Below are 16,873 nucleotides of genomic sequence, written 5' to 3'. Positions count from 1 at the left end.
TGCAGATTATGATGTGTCTGCATAATTTCTTCAGAATTGCTTGTTATTGTGGAGTTGAAATTACATTTTAGGTAATCATATTGGCTCAAAAATGATTAATACGGAGGCGGTATAGTGAAAAAAATGACCCGAATTTTTGGGATAACAATAATTACAGCAGTTGGTCTTGCTGCATGTGGGCAAACGAATACAGACCATAAAAATCATGAATCTACAAAAGAGAAGAAAACAGAGCAAAAGGAAATGAAAATGAATCAGGAAGTAACCGCGCCAAAAGAAATGAACGAAGGGGCATCGAATGATTTATTAACGACAAGTCTAAAAAATGTAACGAGGTTAAATACAAATGACCCCCTAAAAATGGCAGTGTTAACTTCGCAAACGATATGGCCAGCAACCCATAAAGAGAACCAGCCAGGTGCTGTTATTTTAGTACCAGCAAGCGAGTGGCAATTAGGTATTGCGAGTGCAGACCTTATTCATCATCCGAATAACGGGCCGATTTTATTTATAGAAAAAGAAAAGATACCGGAAATGACGTTAAAAGAAATAAAACGATTAAATCCAATCGGAACGAAAGATGGAACACAAATTATGGTGATGGGAGATGTAGGTACTAGCGCGCTTGAACAATTGAAAGGTTATAAAGTAAAACAAATAAAAGAAACGGACCCAGCTATATTTGCGAAGGATGTTGATAAGGAGTATGCCGATATAACAGGAAGCTACCCAAATAGTGTTATTATCGGTTCGTCTGCAGAAGAAGGACGTTTATATACAACACCCGCTGTAAATTGGATTTCTCATATGCCGGAACCACTACTCTATACAGAAAAGAATAAAGTGCCAGAAGCGACAATAGAGGCATTAAAAATGAGAGAAGATAAAGCAAATATATATGTATTAGGGCCAGAAAAAATTGTTTCAAAAGAAGTAGAAAAAGAGTTAAGCAAATACGGGAAAGTAACGCGTATTAGTGGAGAGACCCCTACAGAAAACTCGATTGCGTTCGCTAAATTTAAAGATGAAAAAACAAAATTTGGCTGGGGATTCACAAAACCTGGTCACGGTTTATCATTTGTTTCAAGCAAAACACCAGATTTAGCAGTTGCTGGAGCACCTTTTTCACATATGGGTAAACACGCACCTGTTGTCTTGTTAGAAGAAGGGAAAGCTTCACAACCAGTGTATGACTTCCTGGCTACTATTCAGCCGAAGTTTAAAGATGATCCAACACTTGGACCATATAATCATGGCTTCTTATTAGGAAGTACGAGTGATATTTCATTTGAAACACAAGGAATACTAGATGAGAGGTTAGAAATTGTTCAGGAAAGTGGTCAAGGACACGGTGGACATTAATAAAGTGAGTAAAGGCGCTGCTAAGGTAGCGTCTTTTTCTTTAGGAAACTTTTACATAGCAAAAAATCTTCTACTCGTTATATAATAGCTTTCGTGCAGTCGGCTAGATTTTCTTATGGAGAAAATCAAATTATAAAGGAGTAGAGGAGTGGTATTTTGTTTCAAACGATAAAAAATGACTGGTTTTCTAATGTGAGAGGGGACGTGTTATCAGGAATTGTCGTTGCTTTAGCATTAATCCCTGAAGCGATAGCCTTCTCTGTTATTGCAGGCGTGGATCCGACAGTTGGACTATACGCAGCCTTTTGTATTGCGGTTACCATTTCATTTGTTGGCGGAAGAACTGGAATGATTTCAGCTGCAACAGGTGCAATGGCATTATTAATGGTAACGCTTGTTAAAGATCATGGTTTGCAATATTTATTTGCTACAACAATATTAACAGGTATCGTCCAAATTATTTTTGGCGTGTTCAAACTGAGCTCATTTATGAAGTTTGTTCCGAAATCTGTTATGAGTGGTTTTTTAAATTCACTTGGAATTTTAGTTTTTACAGCGCAATTACCGCATTTTAAAAATGCAACTTGGCAAATGTATGCACTCGTTGTATTAGGACTTGCAATTATATATTTATTTCCACGTATTACAACGGCTGTACCTTCTACGCTTATTTCAATTATTATTGTGACGAGTATTGCACTTATGAGCGGATTACAGTTGAAAACAGTAGGGGATATGGGAAGCCTACCGAAAGAATTACCGTTCTTTAGTATTCCTGATGTGCCATTTACATTAGAAACATTAGGGATTATTTTACCTTATGCAGTTATGCTTGCAATCATTGGTTTACTAGAGTCTTTATTAACAGCTTCAGTTTTAGATGATATGACGCATACAGAAAGTAATAAGCATAAAGAGGCACGCGGACAAGGGATCGCAAACATCGTTGCTGGATTTTTCGGAGGAATGGCAGGATGTGCAATGATCGGTCAATCTGTTATTAATATTAAATCAGGTGGACGAGGTCGCCTATCAACATTTGTAGCGGGCGGATTTTTAATCGTATTACTATTCGTTTTAGGAAATTATGTCGTTCATATTCCGATGGCAGCTTTAGTTGCGGTTATGATTATGGTTTCAATCGGAACGTTTGATTGGAACTCTGTAACAACGATTCATAAAGTACCAAAAGGAAACGCATTTGTTATGATTGTAACAGTTGTGATTGTCTTAATTACACATAATTTAGCATTAGGTGTAATTATCGGAACAGTAATTAGTGCGGTGTTATTTGCATTCAATATGGCAAAGATTCACGTGAAACATTTATATATTGAAAATAAGAAAATATACGAAATTCACGGTCAACTTTTCTTTGCATCTACAGCCGATTTCATAAATAATTTTTCATTTAATGAAGATGTAAAAGAAATTGAAATGAATTTTACTCATGCGCACGTATGGGATGATTCAGCAGTGGCATCAATTGATAAAGTTATCATGAAGTATGAGCAAAGTGGTGTGAAAGTAAGTATAACAGGATTAAATGAACGTAGCTCAAAACTTGTTGCAAATTTGGCTACTTATAATAAAAGAATTGCTAGTTAAAAGCCTCCTTTTTAGGGGGCTTTATTATATAATACGAGTAGGATAACGAAAAGGGGATTCAGCATATGTACAAACAAATTATATTAGCATGTGACGGTTCTGAACATGCACTTCGAGCAGCGGAACATGCAACATATATTGCGAAATGTAGCGAAGAAACAAATGTTGAAGTTGTGTACGTAGTAGATAATAGAACGGCAAAATCAGATATTATACAAGGTCAAACAGACTTAGAAACAATATCAGCTAGTCGAAAAGATAAATTAAAAGAGATTGAAGGTCTATTAAAGAAAGAGAACATTTCTTATACAATTACGATATTACATGGTGATCCTGGAGATACAATTGTTCAATATGTAAATACAGGAGATATAGATCTTGTTATCGCTGGAAGCAGAGGGCTAAATACACTGCAAGAAATGGTGCTTGGTAGTGTCAGTCATAAAATAGCAAAACGAGTGAAATGTCCGGTGATGATTATAAAATAAAATAGAATGTAATGAAGACCTTAGTATAACTGAGGTCTTTTTTATGTATAAATAACTCTTATTTGTGGAAATACTAGATATATAAGTTGAAAAGATGTTAACTTACAAATTTGTAAGTTAGTTGTTAGAGAAATCGATGTTATGAAATTTTTCCCATTGGTAAAATAAAAGTATCACAGGGGAGATAGGGAGGATGGAAGCAATGAAATCATTTCAAAATTTGTCATATAGTCAAGGGGTAAGCTTAATTTGTCTAGGGGGATTTGCTGCATCTGTTACGTTAGCTGTTTTAATAAAGGTGTTTCATCAAATTTTTTAATATTAGAGTAGGGAAGGAATTGGTTGTTATCATTAGTAGGAACAGCAATGAAAATAAAAAATAGCTCTTAGCATGTATGTAGATGCTAAGAGCTATTTTTATGATTTTTATATGTTATTTAAGCTTGTTTTGATTTTACTGACCCTGTATTTAAAGTAAGGGCAAGGAAGAACATTGCAAGTATGCAAGATGCAAGTAATAAGATGAATCCGCCATCCCACCCGAATGCATCTACGATAAAGCCCATAGCGGCACTAGCGAAAGCAGCTCCGCCTAAGTAACCGAAGAATCCAGTTAAGCCTGCTGCAGTTCCAGCAGCTTTCTTTGGTGCTAAGTCAAGAGCGTGTAGACCAATTAACATAACCGGTCCGTAAATTAAAAATCCAATTGCGACAAGAGCGATACTATCAACCATTGGATTACCAGGAGGATTTAACCAGTAAACAAGAACTGCGATAAATACACCAATCATAAATAAAATACCAGCAGGTGCACGACGTCCTTTAAATAGTTTATCACTCATCCATCCGCAAAGAAGTGTACCTGGAATACCAGCCCATTCATATAGAGCGTAAGCAGTACGTGAGCTACTATGAGTAAAGCTTTTTTCTTCTACTAAATAAGTAGGAGCCCAGTCTACAACGCCGTAACGTACGAAATACACGAAAACGTTCGCAATAGCGATGTACCATAAAAATTTATTGTTTAGTACGTATTTAAATAAAATTTCCTTTGCCGAAAGTTCGCGTTCGCGATCTTTTATTTTCTCATCTGGTGGATATTCTCCAGTATGCTCTTCAATAGAAGGTAGTCCACAAGATTGAGGTGTATCTTTCATTGTAATTAGTACATAAATACCAACTAAAATTGAAAGAATACCTGGGAAGTAAAAAATACTATGCCAGTCATTTGCAAAGAAGTATAAGCCTAATGTTACAAGAGAAGGCATCAGCGCGCCGCCGACATTATGAGCGACGTTCCAAATAGACATTTTTGTACCACGTTCGCTAATAGAGAACCAGTGAACCATCGTACGACCACAAGGAGGCCATCCCATGCCTTGTACCCATCCATTTAAAAACTGAAGTACAAACATAAGTATAATGCTCGTTGTAATGAAAGAAAATGAGCCGAAAATAATATTAATGATACCTGATAAAAATAGCCCAGCTGCTAAAAAGTAGCGAGGATTACAACGGTCGGATACGATACCCATAAGAAATTTACTTAATCCGTAAGCGATAGATACTGCTGAAAGGATAACCCCAAGTTCCCCTTTACTAAAGCCTTGCTCGATTAAGTATGGCATTGCTAGTGAAAAGTTTTTTCGAACAAAGTAGTAACCTGCATAACCAATGAAGATACCTAAGAATACTTGTAAACGTAATTTACGGTATTCGCTATCAACGCGATCAGCTGGTAAGCGTTCCGCGTGGGGCGCAGGTTTAAATAATTGTGTGAAAAACATAAAATGAAAATCCTCCCCTAATTAATTCGAAGCGTTTTAAGACAGAGAATATAAAAAGGCCATGAAATATAAAAAAGTTTCCTTTTTTATGATTCATAGCCGTGTACTCCGTTTCTCCGTGACTGTCAATATTAACTTCGTCGAAAATTATACAACTTTGTGACAAAAATGTAAACGTTTTTATGAATAAAAGTATTGACGGATTTTGTTCGCGGGATTAATATTTAAATACGTTAAATATTTTATTGTTTAAATAAGAGGTGGATAACATGCCAAATGATATGACGCATATCGATAAAATTCAAGCTCTAGCCTTTTCGATTGGAAAGAAAATGCAGACGGAGTTATTAGAACAAATGCAAGCAACAGGACTTACACCACCGCAGTTTTATATTTTAAAGATTCTAGATCATTATGGGGCTTCAAGAGCGACAACATTAGCAAAAAAGATGTATGTGAAGCCTAGCGCGATTACAGTGATGATTGATCGTCTAATCGATCAAGAACTTGTAGAACGCTATCACGACAAAGATGACCGTCGTGTTGTCATCATCGAGTTAACGAAAAAGGGGAAAGCTAGAGTAGAAGAGGCAATGACAGCTCGCAACGAGCATATTGCAAAATACTTTTCACATTTAGAGTTGCAAGAAAGAGAAGATTTATTACGTCTCTTTGAGAAGTTAGAAACCATTATTTGCGGGACACAAGAGAAAAAAGAGAATAACTAAGAGGAATTGAGGAGATTACATGGAGCAACAAGAAAATCAAAATAGAAAGTTGTTGTTAATCGGTTTAGTAATCGCGATGCTATTTGCTGCATTAGATGGAACAATTGTTGGTACAGCAATGCCACGTATCGTCGGTGACCTAGGCGGATTAAGTTTAATGACATGGTTAACGACAGCTTATATGTTAACATCAACGACAGTTGTACCAATTGCAGGTAAATTAGCGGATTTACTTGGTCGTCGTAACGTATATATAACAGGGCTAGTTATTTTCATGATTGGTTCGGCGTTATGTGGTATGGCGAATGGTATGACAGAATTAATTATTTTCCGTGGTATTCAAGGTCTTGGTGGCGGTATTATGATGCCAATGGCTATGATTATTATTGGAGATATGTTCACGGGAAAAGAACGTGCGAAATGGCAAGGTATTTTTGGTGCGTTATACGGTCTTGCTTCTGTAATTGGACCACAAGTTGGTGGGTGGATTGTAGATGCAGTGAACTGGAGATGGGTATTCTACATTAACTTACCGGTTGGTATTTTAGCAACAATCTTTATTGCAATGGGATTAAAATCACATAAACAAACAGGACCAATTAAAATTGATATCGCTGGAATCTTTACGATGATTCTAGGTGTTGTAAGTTTATTACTTGCGCTAACGTTTGGCGGAAAAGATTATGCATGGGACTCTTGGCAAATTATCGGTTTATTTGCACTAGCTGTAATTGGTATCGTTAGCTTTGTTATTGTTGAAACGAAAGCTGAAGAGCCGATTTTACCAATGCATTTCTTTAAAAATCGCACATTTACAATACTGAATGCGATTGGATTCTTTATGAGTATTGGAATGTTCGGCGCGATTATGTTCGTACCATTCTTCATGCAAGGTATTGTAGGAGTAAGTGCTGCTGAATCAGGAACAATTATGACTCCAATGATGATTACAATGATTGTAATGAGTATTATCGGTGGGCAACTTGTATTAAAAGTTGGTGTAAAACCACAAATTATCGCAGGTATGCTTATTATGGCGGGTGGTTTCTGGTTATTAACAACGATGGATATGCACACAACGAAGCTTACAGCTACTTCTTATATGATGGTTATCGGTTTAGGAATGGGTCTTGTAATGCCGACATTAACATTAGCGTTACAAGAAAGCTTCCCGAAAAAAGACCTTGGTGTCGTAACGTCATCAAGTCAGTTCTTCCGTCAAATTGGTGGAACATTTGGTATTACAATTTTAGGATCAATTATGAATAACACTTCAGGTACAACGTTAACAAATAAATTAGTACCTGTATTAGATACATTCCCGAAAGAAGCGGGACAAATGGTAACGAAATTTAAAGATATGATTCACACAGATCCACAAGGTTTATATTCGATGCTATTTAGCCCAGAGGCATTAAAACAAATGCCAGAAGCGTTCGCTAACAGCATTGTACCTATTTTGAAAAACTCTTTAGTAGACTCGCTTCATACTGTATTCTTAACAGGATTAGTATTTATCGTAGTAGGTGCCATCTTTACGATTTTCTTACAAAAAATTAAATTATCAGATCGTAAAAAAGATGCTAAAGAGCCTGCTGTAGAAGAAAAAGAAAAAACTGTATCATACTCGTAATGAAGAAGCATCGCCTTATGGTGGTGTTTTTTTTGAGTATAACCTTAAAAGCTTTTTAGTGAGAAATGATTGACGTATTTTTAGAAATACGTTATATTATTTTCTGTAAACGGTTACATGAAATGAGGAGAAAAGAGAATGAGTACGATTAAAGACGTTGCGAAATTAGCGGGAGTATCTGTTGCGACCGTTTCCAGAGTTTTAAATAAAAATGGATATGTTCACGAAGATACATTAAAAAAGGTAGAGCGTGCAATTGAGATGTTAGATTATAAGCCTAGTACAGTAGCGCGTTCACTGTATAATAAAAAGTCTCGTTTAATTGGCTTAGTTGTTCCAAATATCGTGAATCCGTTCTTTCCAGAAGTTGCACGTGCCGTAGAAGATGTAGCACATAAACAAGGTTACACAGTTGTCCTTTGTAACTCTGATGAAAGTTTAGAAAAAGAGAAACAATACATTGATGTACTTAGACAAAATAATGTAGATGGATTTATTGTAGCAACGAATCCACAAAATAGTGTTAATTACATGAATTTATCTGTCCCGGTTGTTGCGATTGACCGTATGTTTAATGAGCGTATTCCTACTGTATATGCAGATAACTATGCAGGAAGTCAGGCTGCGACAAAGTTGTTACTAGATAAAGGATGTAAACATATTGCACATATTCGCGGTCCACGTGATGTGAGTACTGCAAATGAACGTTTTGAAGGTTTTGTAGACGTTATTACGCAAAATAATCTTTCGTATATGATTGCAGAGAGTACGTTTGATCCAGCAAATAGTGAGCGTGTAGCGATGGAATTATTAGAAGAATACCCGCATATTGATGGTATTGTTGCTGGGAATGATTTAATTGCGATTGGTATTGTAAAGGCTGCACTTCAAAAGGGGATTGCCATTCCAGATGATTTACAAATTATTGGATTTGATGGAATTTCTTTAACAGAAATGATGTATCCATCTATTACAACAGTTGCACAACCGATATATGAAATGGGGAAAATTGCAACAGAGTTGTTGTTAGAACAAATGGAAGGAAATACATTAGAAGAGAAACACTATCGTTTGCCGATTGAAATTATAGAACGAAATACAACGAAGTAAGGAGATGAAACAGATGCCAAATATTGCAGTAGTAGGAAGCATTTCAATGGACTTAGTGGCTGTTTCAAAAAAACGGCCGAAAGCAGGAGAAACAGTAATTGGTGAAGCGTTTCATACAATCCCAGGAGGGAAAGGGGCAAACCAAGCAGTTGCTGCAGCTAGGTTAGGAGCAAATGTAGCAATGGTTGGAGCGGTAGGAAATGATGATTATGGAACAGTAGTTAGAAAAAATTTAGAGAACGAACGCATTTTTATCGATTATGTGGTACCGGTTACAGATAGAACGACAGGAATTGCTCATATCGTTTTAGCAGAAGAAGATAACAGTATTGTTGTCGTACAAGGGGCAAATGCTCTTGTAAATAAGTCAGTTGTAGATCGCTCCAAAGACCTTCTTGTAAAAGCGGATATGGTTGTTCTTCAACTAGAAATTCCACTTGAAACAGTAAAATATGTATTGGCTATTTGTGAGGAACATAATATTCCTGTTATGTTGAATCCAGCGCCAGCACAAGTTTTATCAGAAGAAATTTTAGAAAAAGCAACTTATATTACGCCAAATGAACATGAGTGCCGCATCGTATTAGATGATTTTAAATCACCAATTGAAGATTTACTGGCTAAATATCCAAATAAACTATTGATGACAGAAGGTTCTAACGGTGTTCGTTTCCACAATGGCACGGAGATTGTACATGTTCCTAGCATTGCTGTTGATGTAGTGGATACAACTGGAGCTGGTGATACATTTAATGGTGCGTTAGCAGTTGCACTTTCTGAAGGAGAGACACTTCAAAAAGCAATTCGTTTCGCGAATATTGCCGGTGGTCTTTCTGTAACGAAACTTGGAGCACAGGGCGGTATGCCAACGAGAGATCGAGTACGTGAAGTGCAGGTGATTGTTGGATGAAAAAGCATGGTGTATTAAACAGTGAAATCGCGGCAGTCCTTGCTTCACTTGGGCATACAGATACGGTTGTAATTGCTGATTGCGGGTTACCGATTCCGTATGGAGTAAAACGAATTGATTTAGCTGTTGAGATTGGAAAACCGAGTTTTTTAGAGGTGTTACAAGTTGTAGCTGATGATATGGCAATCGAAAAAGTGACGTTAGCAGAAGAAGTCATTATAAATAATGCGGAAGTAAATAAAGAGATCGAGCAGAAATTAATAGAGCCAGCATTTGAGTATGTATCTCATGAACAATTTAAAGAGCATACAAAGAAAGCGAAGGCGATTATTCGTACAGGCGAGGCTACGCCTTATGCAAATGTAATTTTACATGCAGGCGTGATTTTTTAATAAAGGGAAGTGATGGGAATGCATATTGAAATGAAAAACATTTCAAAAGCGTTCAATGGCAATTCTGTTTTGAAGAATGCACAGTTTATGATTGAAACAGGAGAAGTCCATGCATTGATGGGGGAAAATGGAGCGGGTAAATCAACGCTCATGAAGATTTTAACAGGTGTATACAAAAAAGATGGTGGGACAATCACGATTGATGGGCAAGAGCGCACCTTTAAAAATGCGAAAGAAGCTGAAGAGTACGGCATAGCATTTATACATCAAGAACTAAACATATTGCCGAATTTAACAGTAGCTGAAAATATGTTTCTCGGTAAAGAGTTAATGTATGGGAAAACAGGTATTTTACGCACTCGACAAATGAACGCGATTGCGCAGCAGCAACTAGCAGAGCTAGGATTGCATGTAAGAGGCGCTATGTTAGCAGAGGAACTATCGGTTGGACAACAGCAAATTATCGAAATTGCGAAAGCATTAATGACAAACGCGAGCGTTATTATTATGGATGAACCTACTGCGGCACTGACGGATCGTGAAATCGAAACGCTCTTTATAGTAATCAATAAGTTACGTAAAGAAGGTGTTTCATTCGTGTACATTTCGCATCGTATGGAAGAGATTTTCTCGATATGTGATGCCATTACGATTTTGCGTGATGGAGAATACGTCGGAAAGAGATTAATTCCAGAAACATCATTTGATGAAGTAGTGAGTATGATGGTGGGGCGCAGCATTGGTGAACGTTACCCAGAGCGAAATAGTCAAATTGGTGATGTCATTTTTGAAATGCGTAACGGAACGAAGAAAGGGAAATTTGAAAATGTTTCGTTTCAAGTAAGAAAAGGTGAAATCCTTGGTGTTGCTGGTTTGATGGGAGCTGGACGCACTGATATTATGAAAGCGATATTTGGTTATGAACCTTTAGATTCTGGACAAATTTTTATAAATGGACAAGAAGTAAAAATTGATAGTCCGATAGATGCAATTAGACAGAGAATTGCTTTCATTACAGAAGATAGAAAATCTGAAGGATTAGTGTTAGATTTCTCTATTCGCGAAAACTTATCGTTACCGAATTTAGAAAGTCTTTCAAAAGGAAGTGTTCTGAGCAACGAGCTAGAACAGCAGTTTACAGAAGATATGATGAAGCTTCTTAATGTGAAAGCATCTAGCGGGGAGCAGGCAGTGAAATCTCTTTCTGGTGGAAATCAGCAAAAGATTGTAATCGCAAAATGGCTAGGCATTCATCCGCAATTACTTATTTTAGATGAGCCAACAAGAGGTGTAGATGTTGGAGCGAAAAAAGAAATTTACTCTATCATGAATAAGCTTACAGAGCAAGGCGATGCCGTTATTATGGTATCATCTGAGCTTCCGGAAGTTTTAGGGATGAGTGATCGAGTTCTTGTCATTCATGAAGGAAAAGTCGGCGGCATTTTAGGGAAAGATGAGACATCACAAGAGTCTATTATGGCACTAGCTACAGGGGGAGAGTAAGGATGGCTAAGAAGGGGAATGTATTACAACAACTCGGTTCTTTAATCGGTTTAGTATTAATTATCGTCGTAATTACAGCTTTAAATCCAGCATTCATTGAAATTCCAAATTTATTTAATATACTGCGTCAAGTATCGATTAATGCGCTTATTGCATTCGGAATGACCTTCGTAATTTTAACAGGGGGTATTGACTTATCGGTAGGTTCTATTTTAGCATTATCAAGTGCACTTGTTGCTGGAAGGATGGCAAGTGGCATGGATCCGTTCCTTGCAATGGCAGTTGGACTATTAGCAGGTCTTGTAATGGGAATTGTAAACGGTATTATCATTGCGAAAGGAAAAGTAGCTCCATTTATTGCAACTTTAGCAACAATGACTATTTTTCGTGGGTTGACGCTTGTTTATATGGACGGACGTCCGATCACCGGTCTTGGTGATCATTTAATGTTCCAAATGTTTGGCCGCGGTTATTTTCTTGGTATTCCGGTACCAGCTGTTACAATGATGATCGCTTTCGCAGTACTGTACTTCATTTTGAAGAAAACGACATTTGGCCGTCGTACATTTGCAATTGGTGGAAATGAAGAAGCAGCAGCACTATCAGGTATTAATGTTACGAGAATTAAAGTAATGATTTACGGTCTTTCTGGAATTTTGGCAGCGCTTGCAGGTATTGTCTTAACATCACGACTAGATTCTGCACAGCCGACTGCAGGTACTTCTTACGAATTAGATGCAATTGCAGCAGTTGTATTAGGTGGAACAAGTCTTTCTGGGGGAAGAGGATGGATTGTTGGTACATTCATCGGTGTACTAATTATCGGTGTACTAAATAACGGTTTAAATTTATTAGGTGTATCTTCTTTCTTCCAACAAGTTGTAAAAGGACTTGTAATCTTACTAGCTGTATTAATTGATCGCCGAAAAGAAGCATAATGGAGGGACAGTTCATGAAGAAATGGTTACTTATACTCGTTGCATGTATTATGGTCATTACTGCTGGTTGTTCAATGGAACCACCAGAATGGGCAAAGGATTCTAGCGATAAAGGTCGAAATAAAACTATTAAAGTTGGATTCTCTGTTTCAACTTTAAATAATCCCTTCTTTGTAACTTTGAAAAAGGGTGCAGAAAAGAAAGCGAAAGATAGCGGCATCGAATTGATTGCTGTTGATGCGCAAAATGATGCAGCAAAGCAAACGAACGATGTTGAAGATTTAATTCAAAAGGGTGTCGATGTAGTTGTTATTAATCCGACCGATTCAGATGCTGTTGCTTCAGCGGTAAGTGCGGCAAATGCAGCAAATGTTCCTGTTATTACAGTAGACCGCGTTGCAAATTCAGGTAAGGTTGTTTCTCACATTGCTTCTAACAATATCGAAGGTGGTCAAATGGCTAGTGATTACATTCGTGAATTAGTCGGCGAAGGAGCAAACGTTGCTGAGTTAGAAGGAATCCCTGGATCGTCTGCTGCTCGTGAACGTGGGAAAGGATTCCATAACGTAGCCGATAAGTCTTTAAAAGTAGTTGCCAAACAAGCGGCTGATTTTGATAGAGCGAAAGGATTATCTGTTATGGAAAACATTTTGCAAGCAAATAGCGATATTAAAGCCGTGTTTGCGCATAACGACGAGATGGCATTAGGTGCACTTGAAGCATTGAAGTCTGCTGGAAAAACAGATGTAGTCGTTGTTGGATTTGATGCAACTGAAGATGCTGTGAAAGCGGTTAACGATGGGCGTATGGCTGCAACAGTCGCTCAAAAACCGGAATTAATCGGAGAGAAGGCGATGCAAACAGCAAAAGAGATAACACAAGGTAAAAAAGTGGACAAATCTATTCCGATTGAATTAGAGCTTATTAAGAAAAATAAATAAATATAAAATGAAAATTAGGAAGGAAGAATAACAAATGAAATTTTTTATTGATACAGCAAACATTAACGAAATTAAAGAGGCAAATGCATTAGGCGTAGTAGCTGGAGTAACGACAAACCCATCACTTGTAGCAAAAGAAGGCGTAGATTTCCATGAGCGTATTCGTGAAATTTGCAGCTTTATAGAAGGACCTGTAAGTGCAGAAGTAATTAGCTTAGAAGCTGATAAAATGATTGAAGAAGGAAAAGAATTAGCGAAGATTGCTCCAAACGTTGTTGTAAAAGTTCCAATGACAACAGAAGGTTTAAAAGCAGTAAAAGCGTTCTCTGATTTAGGAATTCGTACAAACGTTACATTAGTATTCTCAGCAGTGCAAGCATTACTTGCAGCTCGCGCTGGTGCAACATATGTTTCACCATTCTTAGGTCGTTTAGATGATATCGGTCATAACGGTATGGATTTAATTCGTCAAATCGCAGAAATCTTTGCAATTCATGGCATCGAAACAGAAATCATTGCAGCATCTGTACGTCACAGCGTTCACGTAACTGATGCAGCATTAAACGGTGCACATATTGCAACAATCCCAGCAAACGTAATTGCTTCATTAGTGAAGCACCCATTAACAGATCAAGGAATTGAGAAATTCTTAGCTGATTGGGAAAAAACACAAGAGAAATAATAGAAAATCAAGAATCCTAGTTTAATTGACTAGGATTCTTTTTTATTTAAAAGAATTTTCATGCAATTTTGCATATTGTCTTTTAAATTTGTTATATAAGATATTTAATATATATCACATAACTCTTTATTTTTCATATTTCGATATAAAGTGAAACGTTAATAAGTGGGGGCTTTGTTCATCAGCACACTGATTATTAGTTGAACCAAGGGATAAACAGATAGAGGGTCTGACCAGAAAACTGGAGGGCATGATTCTATAACAGAAAGTTTAATGTTTATAGAATTATGTCTTTTTATATAGGGAGGGTAGTAAACAGAGATTTCGACAAAAACGCACCGATTTATCTGAATTTTAAGTTTTATAAAAGGAGAGAAATGGAATGAGAAGAAAAGCCCCATTTAAAGTGTTGTCATCATTAGCAATTGCAGCAATTATCGGATGCACATCTGTAATGAGTGCGCCGTTAGCATATGCAGAAACGCCAGCAAAAGAGAAAGAGAATGTGTCTACAACGCCAATTGATTACAATTTAATTCAAGAAGATCGTTTAGCGGAAGCTTTGAAAGAAAGAGGAACAATTAATCCAGCATCTTCTAAAGAAGAGACGAAAAAGGCTGTCGAGCAATATATTGAAAAGAAACAAGGAGATCAGGCGAACAAAGAAATTCTTCCAGATGCTCACTCACAAGAAACGTCTGATTTCACAAAAAAAGTAAAAGAGAAAAAGATGGAAGAAAAGGAAAATGTAAAAAAGACTGAAAAAAATATTAATCTTGAGCAAAAGCCAGAACCAAATAAAAAGCAATTGAATGGGCAAGTTCCAACTTCAAAAGCAAAGCAAGCTCCATATAAAGGATCTGTTCGATCAGATAAAGTATTAGTGCTACTCGTTGAATTTAGTGATTATAAACATAATAATATTGATCAAACACCAGGTTATATGTATTCGAAAGACTTTAGTAGAGAACATTATCAAAAGATGTTGTTCGGTAAGGAGCCTTATACATTATTTGATGGTTCAAAAGTAAAAACGTTTAAACAATACTATGAAGAGCAGTCTGGTGGTAGTTATACGACAGACGGATATGTAACGGAGTGGCTAACAGTTCCAGGAAAAGCATCTGATTATGGAGCTGATGGTAGCAGTGGTCACGATAATAAAGGTCCGAAAGGTGCACGTGATTTAGTGAAAGAAGCTTTGCATGCAGCTGCTGAGAAAGGACTAGATTTATCTCAGTTTGATCAGTTTGATAGGTATGATACAAACGGGGATGGGAATCAAAATGAACCTGACGGTGTAATTGATCATTTAATGGTAATCCATGCTGGTGTTGGTCAAGAAGCAGGTGGTGGTAAATTAGGTGATGATGCGATCTGGTCACATCGTTCAAAATTAGCAGTAGATCCAGTAGCGATTGAAGGTACAAAATCAAAAGTAGATTACTTTGGTGGAAAAGTAGCAGCACATGATTACACAATTGAACCAGAAGATGGAGCTGTAGGTGTGTTTGCGCATGAATTTGGACATGATCTTGGATTACCAGATGAATATGACACGAAATATACTGGAAATGGTTCACCTGTCGAAGCTTGGTCATTAATGAGTGGAGGTAGTTGGACAGGAAAAATCGCAGGAACGGAGCCGACAAGTTTTTCACCACAAAATAAAGACTTCTTACAAAAGAATATGGGTGGCAACTGGGCAAAAATATTAGAAGTAGATTACGATAAAATTAAGAGTGGTGTGGGAGTTCCTACCTATATTGATCAAAGTGTTACGAAATCAAATCGTCCAGGCGTTGTACGTGTTAACTTACCAGGTAAAAGTGTTGAAACGATTAAACCGGAGTTTGGAAAGCATGCATATTATAGTACAAGAGGCGATGATATGCATACAACGTTAGAGACACCTTTCTTTGATTTAACAAAAGGAACAAATGCAAAATTCGATTATAAAGCAAATTATGAGTTAGAAGCAGAGTGCGATTTCGTCGAAGTACATGCAGTAACAGAAGATGGAACGAAGACGTTAATTGATAGACTTGGAGAAAAAGTAGTCCAAGGAGATAAAGATACAACAGATGGGAAATGGATTGATAAATCATATGATTTAAGTCAATTTAAAGGCAAAAAAGTGAAACTACAATTAGACTATATTACAGATCCGGCTGTAACATATAAAGGTTTTGCGATGGACAATGTAAATGTAACTGTTGATGGACAAGTTGTATTTTCTGATGATGCAGAAGGACAGTCTAAAATGAATTTAAATGGTTTTGTTGTTTCTGATGGGACAGAGAAGAAAGCTCATTATTACTACTTAGAGTGGAGAAACTATGCGGGATCAGATAATGGTTTAAAAGCAGGAAAAGGTCCAGTGTATAATACAGGTCTTGTCGTTTGGTATGCAGATGATAGTTTTAAAGATAACTGGGTTGGGGTGCATCCAGGTGAAGGATTCCTTGGTGTTGTAGATTCTCATCCAGAAGCGCTAGTTGGTAATTTAAACGGAAAACCAGCATACGGTAATACGGGCATGCAAATTGCAGATGCTGCATTTTCATTTGATAAAACACCAGCATGGAGTGTAAATTCATTAACACGTGGTCAGTTTAACTATTCTGGATTACAAGGTGTTACAACTTTTGATGATTCAAAAGTATATAGTAACAAGCAAATTGCAGACGCAGGAAGAAAAGTTCCAAACCTTGGACTTAAATTCCAAGTTGTTGGACAGGCAGAAGATAAATCGGCAGGCGCTGTTTGGATTAAACGTTAATAACATAAA

General features: G+C 37.1%; 15 protein-coding genes. 14 read left to right on the top strand and 1 reads right to left on the bottom strand.

The annotated features are described in order from the left end of the window. The first annotated feature begins 114 nt into the window (after nt 1–114). The 4 genes from N2V92_RS04230 (at nt 115) to N2V92_RS04215 (ending at nt 3,777) form a co-directional block, all read left to right on the top strand. The gene (locus N2V92_RS04230) at nt 115–1,362 is read left to right on the top strand and encodes a hypothetical protein (RefSeq protein ID WP_000738864.1); all 1,248 of its coding nucleotides are present in this window, start codon (nt 115–117) and stop codon (nt 1,360–1,362) included. 156 nt (nt 1,363–1,518) lie between these two features. After that, nucleotides 1,519–2,970 carry a SulP family inorganic anion transporter gene (locus N2V92_RS04225; RefSeq protein ID WP_000487912.1) on the top strand — a complete coding sequence of 484 codons (1,452 nt, stop codon included), beginning with the start codon at nt 1,519–1,521 and terminating at the stop codon, nt 2,968–2,970. Between the two features lie 65 nt (nt 2,971–3,035). After that, nucleotides 3,036–3,458 (top strand): universal stress protein, encoded by a 423-nt coding sequence (locus tag N2V92_RS04220; protein WP_000277998.1) that lies wholly within the window; start codon nt 3,036–3,038, stop codon nt 3,456–3,458. 202 nt (nt 3,459–3,660) lie between these two features. Next, complete coding sequence (locus N2V92_RS04215) at nt 3,661–3,777, top strand: DUF4027 family protein (protein WP_000834733.1); 117 nt, start codon at nt 3,661–3,663, stop codon at nt 3,775–3,777. Between the two features lie 118 nt (nt 3,778–3,895). On the opposite strand, the gene glpT is transcribed toward N2V92_RS04215, so the two are convergent. Continuing rightward, nucleotides 3,896–5,245, bottom strand: a complete 1,350-nt coding sequence (glpT, locus tag N2V92_RS04210; protein ID WP_000466386.1) for a glycerol-3-phosphate transporter — start codon at nt 5,243–5,245, stop codon at nt 3,896–3,898. Nucleotides 5,246–5,514: 269 nt separating this feature from the next. Between glpT and N2V92_RS04205 the strand changes: the two genes are divergently transcribed. From N2V92_RS04205 to inhA2, 10 genes are all read left to right on the top strand, one after another. Beyond that, entirely contained in the window at nt 5,515–5,973 is a 459-nt protein-coding gene (locus N2V92_RS04205; protein ID WP_001132365.1) for a MarR family winged helix-turn-helix transcriptional regulator, read from the top strand. Nucleotides 5,974–5,992: 19 nt separating this feature from the next. Next, nucleotides 5,993–7,606: an MDR family MFS transporter gene (locus N2V92_RS04200; protein WP_000437648.1), complete on the top strand. Its 1,614-nt coding sequence runs from the start codon at nt 5,993–5,995 to the stop codon at nt 7,604–7,606. Nucleotides 7,607–7,744: 138 nt separating this feature from the next. Beyond that, entirely contained in the window at nt 7,745–8,716 is a 972-nt protein-coding gene (gene rbsR / locus N2V92_RS04195) for a ribose operon transcriptional repressor RbsR (protein WP_000104047.1), read from the top strand. A gap of 13 nt (nt 8,717–8,729) precedes the next feature. Next, nucleotides 8,730–9,626 carry a ribokinase gene (gene rbsK / locus N2V92_RS04190; protein ID WP_001132863.1) on the top strand — a complete coding sequence of 299 codons (897 nt, stop codon included), beginning with the start codon at nt 8,730–8,732 and terminating at the stop codon, nt 9,624–9,626. Beyond that, complete coding sequence (gene rbsD, locus N2V92_RS04185) at nt 9,623–10,018, top strand: D-ribose pyranase (RefSeq protein ID WP_000716153.1); 396 nt, start codon at nt 9,623–9,625, stop codon at nt 10,016–10,018. Before rbsK ends, rbsD begins: the two co-directional genes overlap by 4 nt. 18 nt (nt 10,019–10,036) lie before the next feature. Further along, nucleotides 10,037–11,521: a ribose ABC transporter ATP-binding protein RbsA gene (gene rbsA, locus N2V92_RS04180; protein WP_014894838.1), complete on the top strand. Its 1,485-nt coding sequence runs from the start codon at nt 10,037–10,039 to the stop codon at nt 11,519–11,521. A gap of 2 nt (nt 11,522–11,523) precedes the next feature. Beyond that, nucleotides 11,524–12,459, top strand: coding sequence for an ABC transporter permease subunit (locus tag N2V92_RS04175; protein ID WP_016078612.1), 936 nt, complete (start codon nt 11,524–11,526; stop codon nt 12,457–12,459). Between the two features lie 14 nt (nt 12,460–12,473). Then, nucleotides 12,474–13,400, top strand: coding sequence for a ribose ABC transporter substrate-binding protein RbsB (gene rbsB, locus N2V92_RS04170; RefSeq protein ID WP_000758976.1), 927 nt, complete (start codon nt 12,474–12,476; stop codon nt 13,398–13,400). 34 nt (nt 13,401–13,434) lie between these two features. Next, nucleotides 13,435–14,082 carry a fructose-6-phosphate aldolase gene (gene fsa, locus N2V92_RS04165; protein ID WP_000667666.1) on the top strand — a complete coding sequence of 216 codons (648 nt, stop codon included), beginning with the start codon at nt 13,435–13,437 and terminating at the stop codon, nt 14,080–14,082. Between the two features lie 382 nt (nt 14,083–14,464). Further along, entirely contained in the window at nt 14,465–16,864 is a 2,400-nt protein-coding gene (gene inhA2 / locus N2V92_RS04160; protein ID WP_001252976.1) for a M6 family metalloprotease immune inhibitor InhA2, read from the top strand. Nucleotides 16,865–16,873 lie beyond the last annotated feature (9 nt).

The sequence above is a fragment of the Bacillus sp. CH_48 genome, assembly GCF_038008465.1.
Classification (GTDB): Bacteria; Bacillota; Bacilli; order Bacillales; family Bacillaceae_G; genus Bacillus_A; species Bacillus_A thuringiensis_S.
This window is presented reverse-complemented; position numbering and strand designations above follow the sequence as displayed.

Coding starts and splice junctions, on each gene's coding strand:
- N2V92_RS04220 (WP_000277998.1), top strand. CDS start 3,036: ATGTACAAACAAATTATATTAGCATGTGACGGTTCTGAACATGCACTT.
- N2V92_RS04215 (WP_000834733.1), top strand. CDS start 3,661: ATGAAATCATTTCAAAATTTGTCATATAGTCAAGGGGTAAGCTTAATT.
- glpT (WP_000466386.1), bottom strand. CDS start 5,245: ATGTTTTTCACACAATTATTTAAACCTGCGCCCCACGCGGAACGCTTA.
- N2V92_RS04205 (WP_001132365.1), top strand. CDS start 5,515: ATGCCAAATGATATGACGCATATCGATAAAATTCAAGCTCTAGCCTTT.
- N2V92_RS04200 (WP_000437648.1), top strand. CDS start 5,993: ATGGAGCAACAAGAAAATCAAAATAGAAAGTTGTTGTTAATCGGTTTA.
- rbsR (WP_000104047.1), top strand. CDS start 7,745: ATGAGTACGATTAAAGACGTTGCGAAATTAGCGGGAGTATCTGTTGCG.
- rbsK (WP_001132863.1), top strand. CDS start 8,730: ATGCCAAATATTGCAGTAGTAGGAAGCATTTCAATGGACTTAGTGGCT.
- rbsD (WP_000716153.1), top strand. CDS start 9,623: ATGAAAAAGCATGGTGTATTAAACAGTGAAATCGCGGCAGTCCTTGCT.
- rbsA (WP_014894838.1), top strand. CDS start 10,037: ATGCATATTGAAATGAAAAACATTTCAAAAGCGTTCAATGGCAATTCT.
- N2V92_RS04175 (WP_016078612.1), top strand. CDS start 11,524: ATGGCTAAGAAGGGGAATGTATTACAACAACTCGGTTCTTTAATCGGT.
- rbsB (WP_000758976.1), top strand. CDS start 12,474: ATGAAGAAATGGTTACTTATACTCGTTGCATGTATTATGGTCATTACT.
- fsa (WP_000667666.1), top strand. CDS start 13,435: ATGAAATTTTTTATTGATACAGCAAACATTAACGAAATTAAAGAGGCA.
- inhA2 (WP_001252976.1), top strand. CDS start 14,465: ATGAGAAGAAAAGCCCCATTTAAAGTGTTGTCATCATTAGCAATTGCA.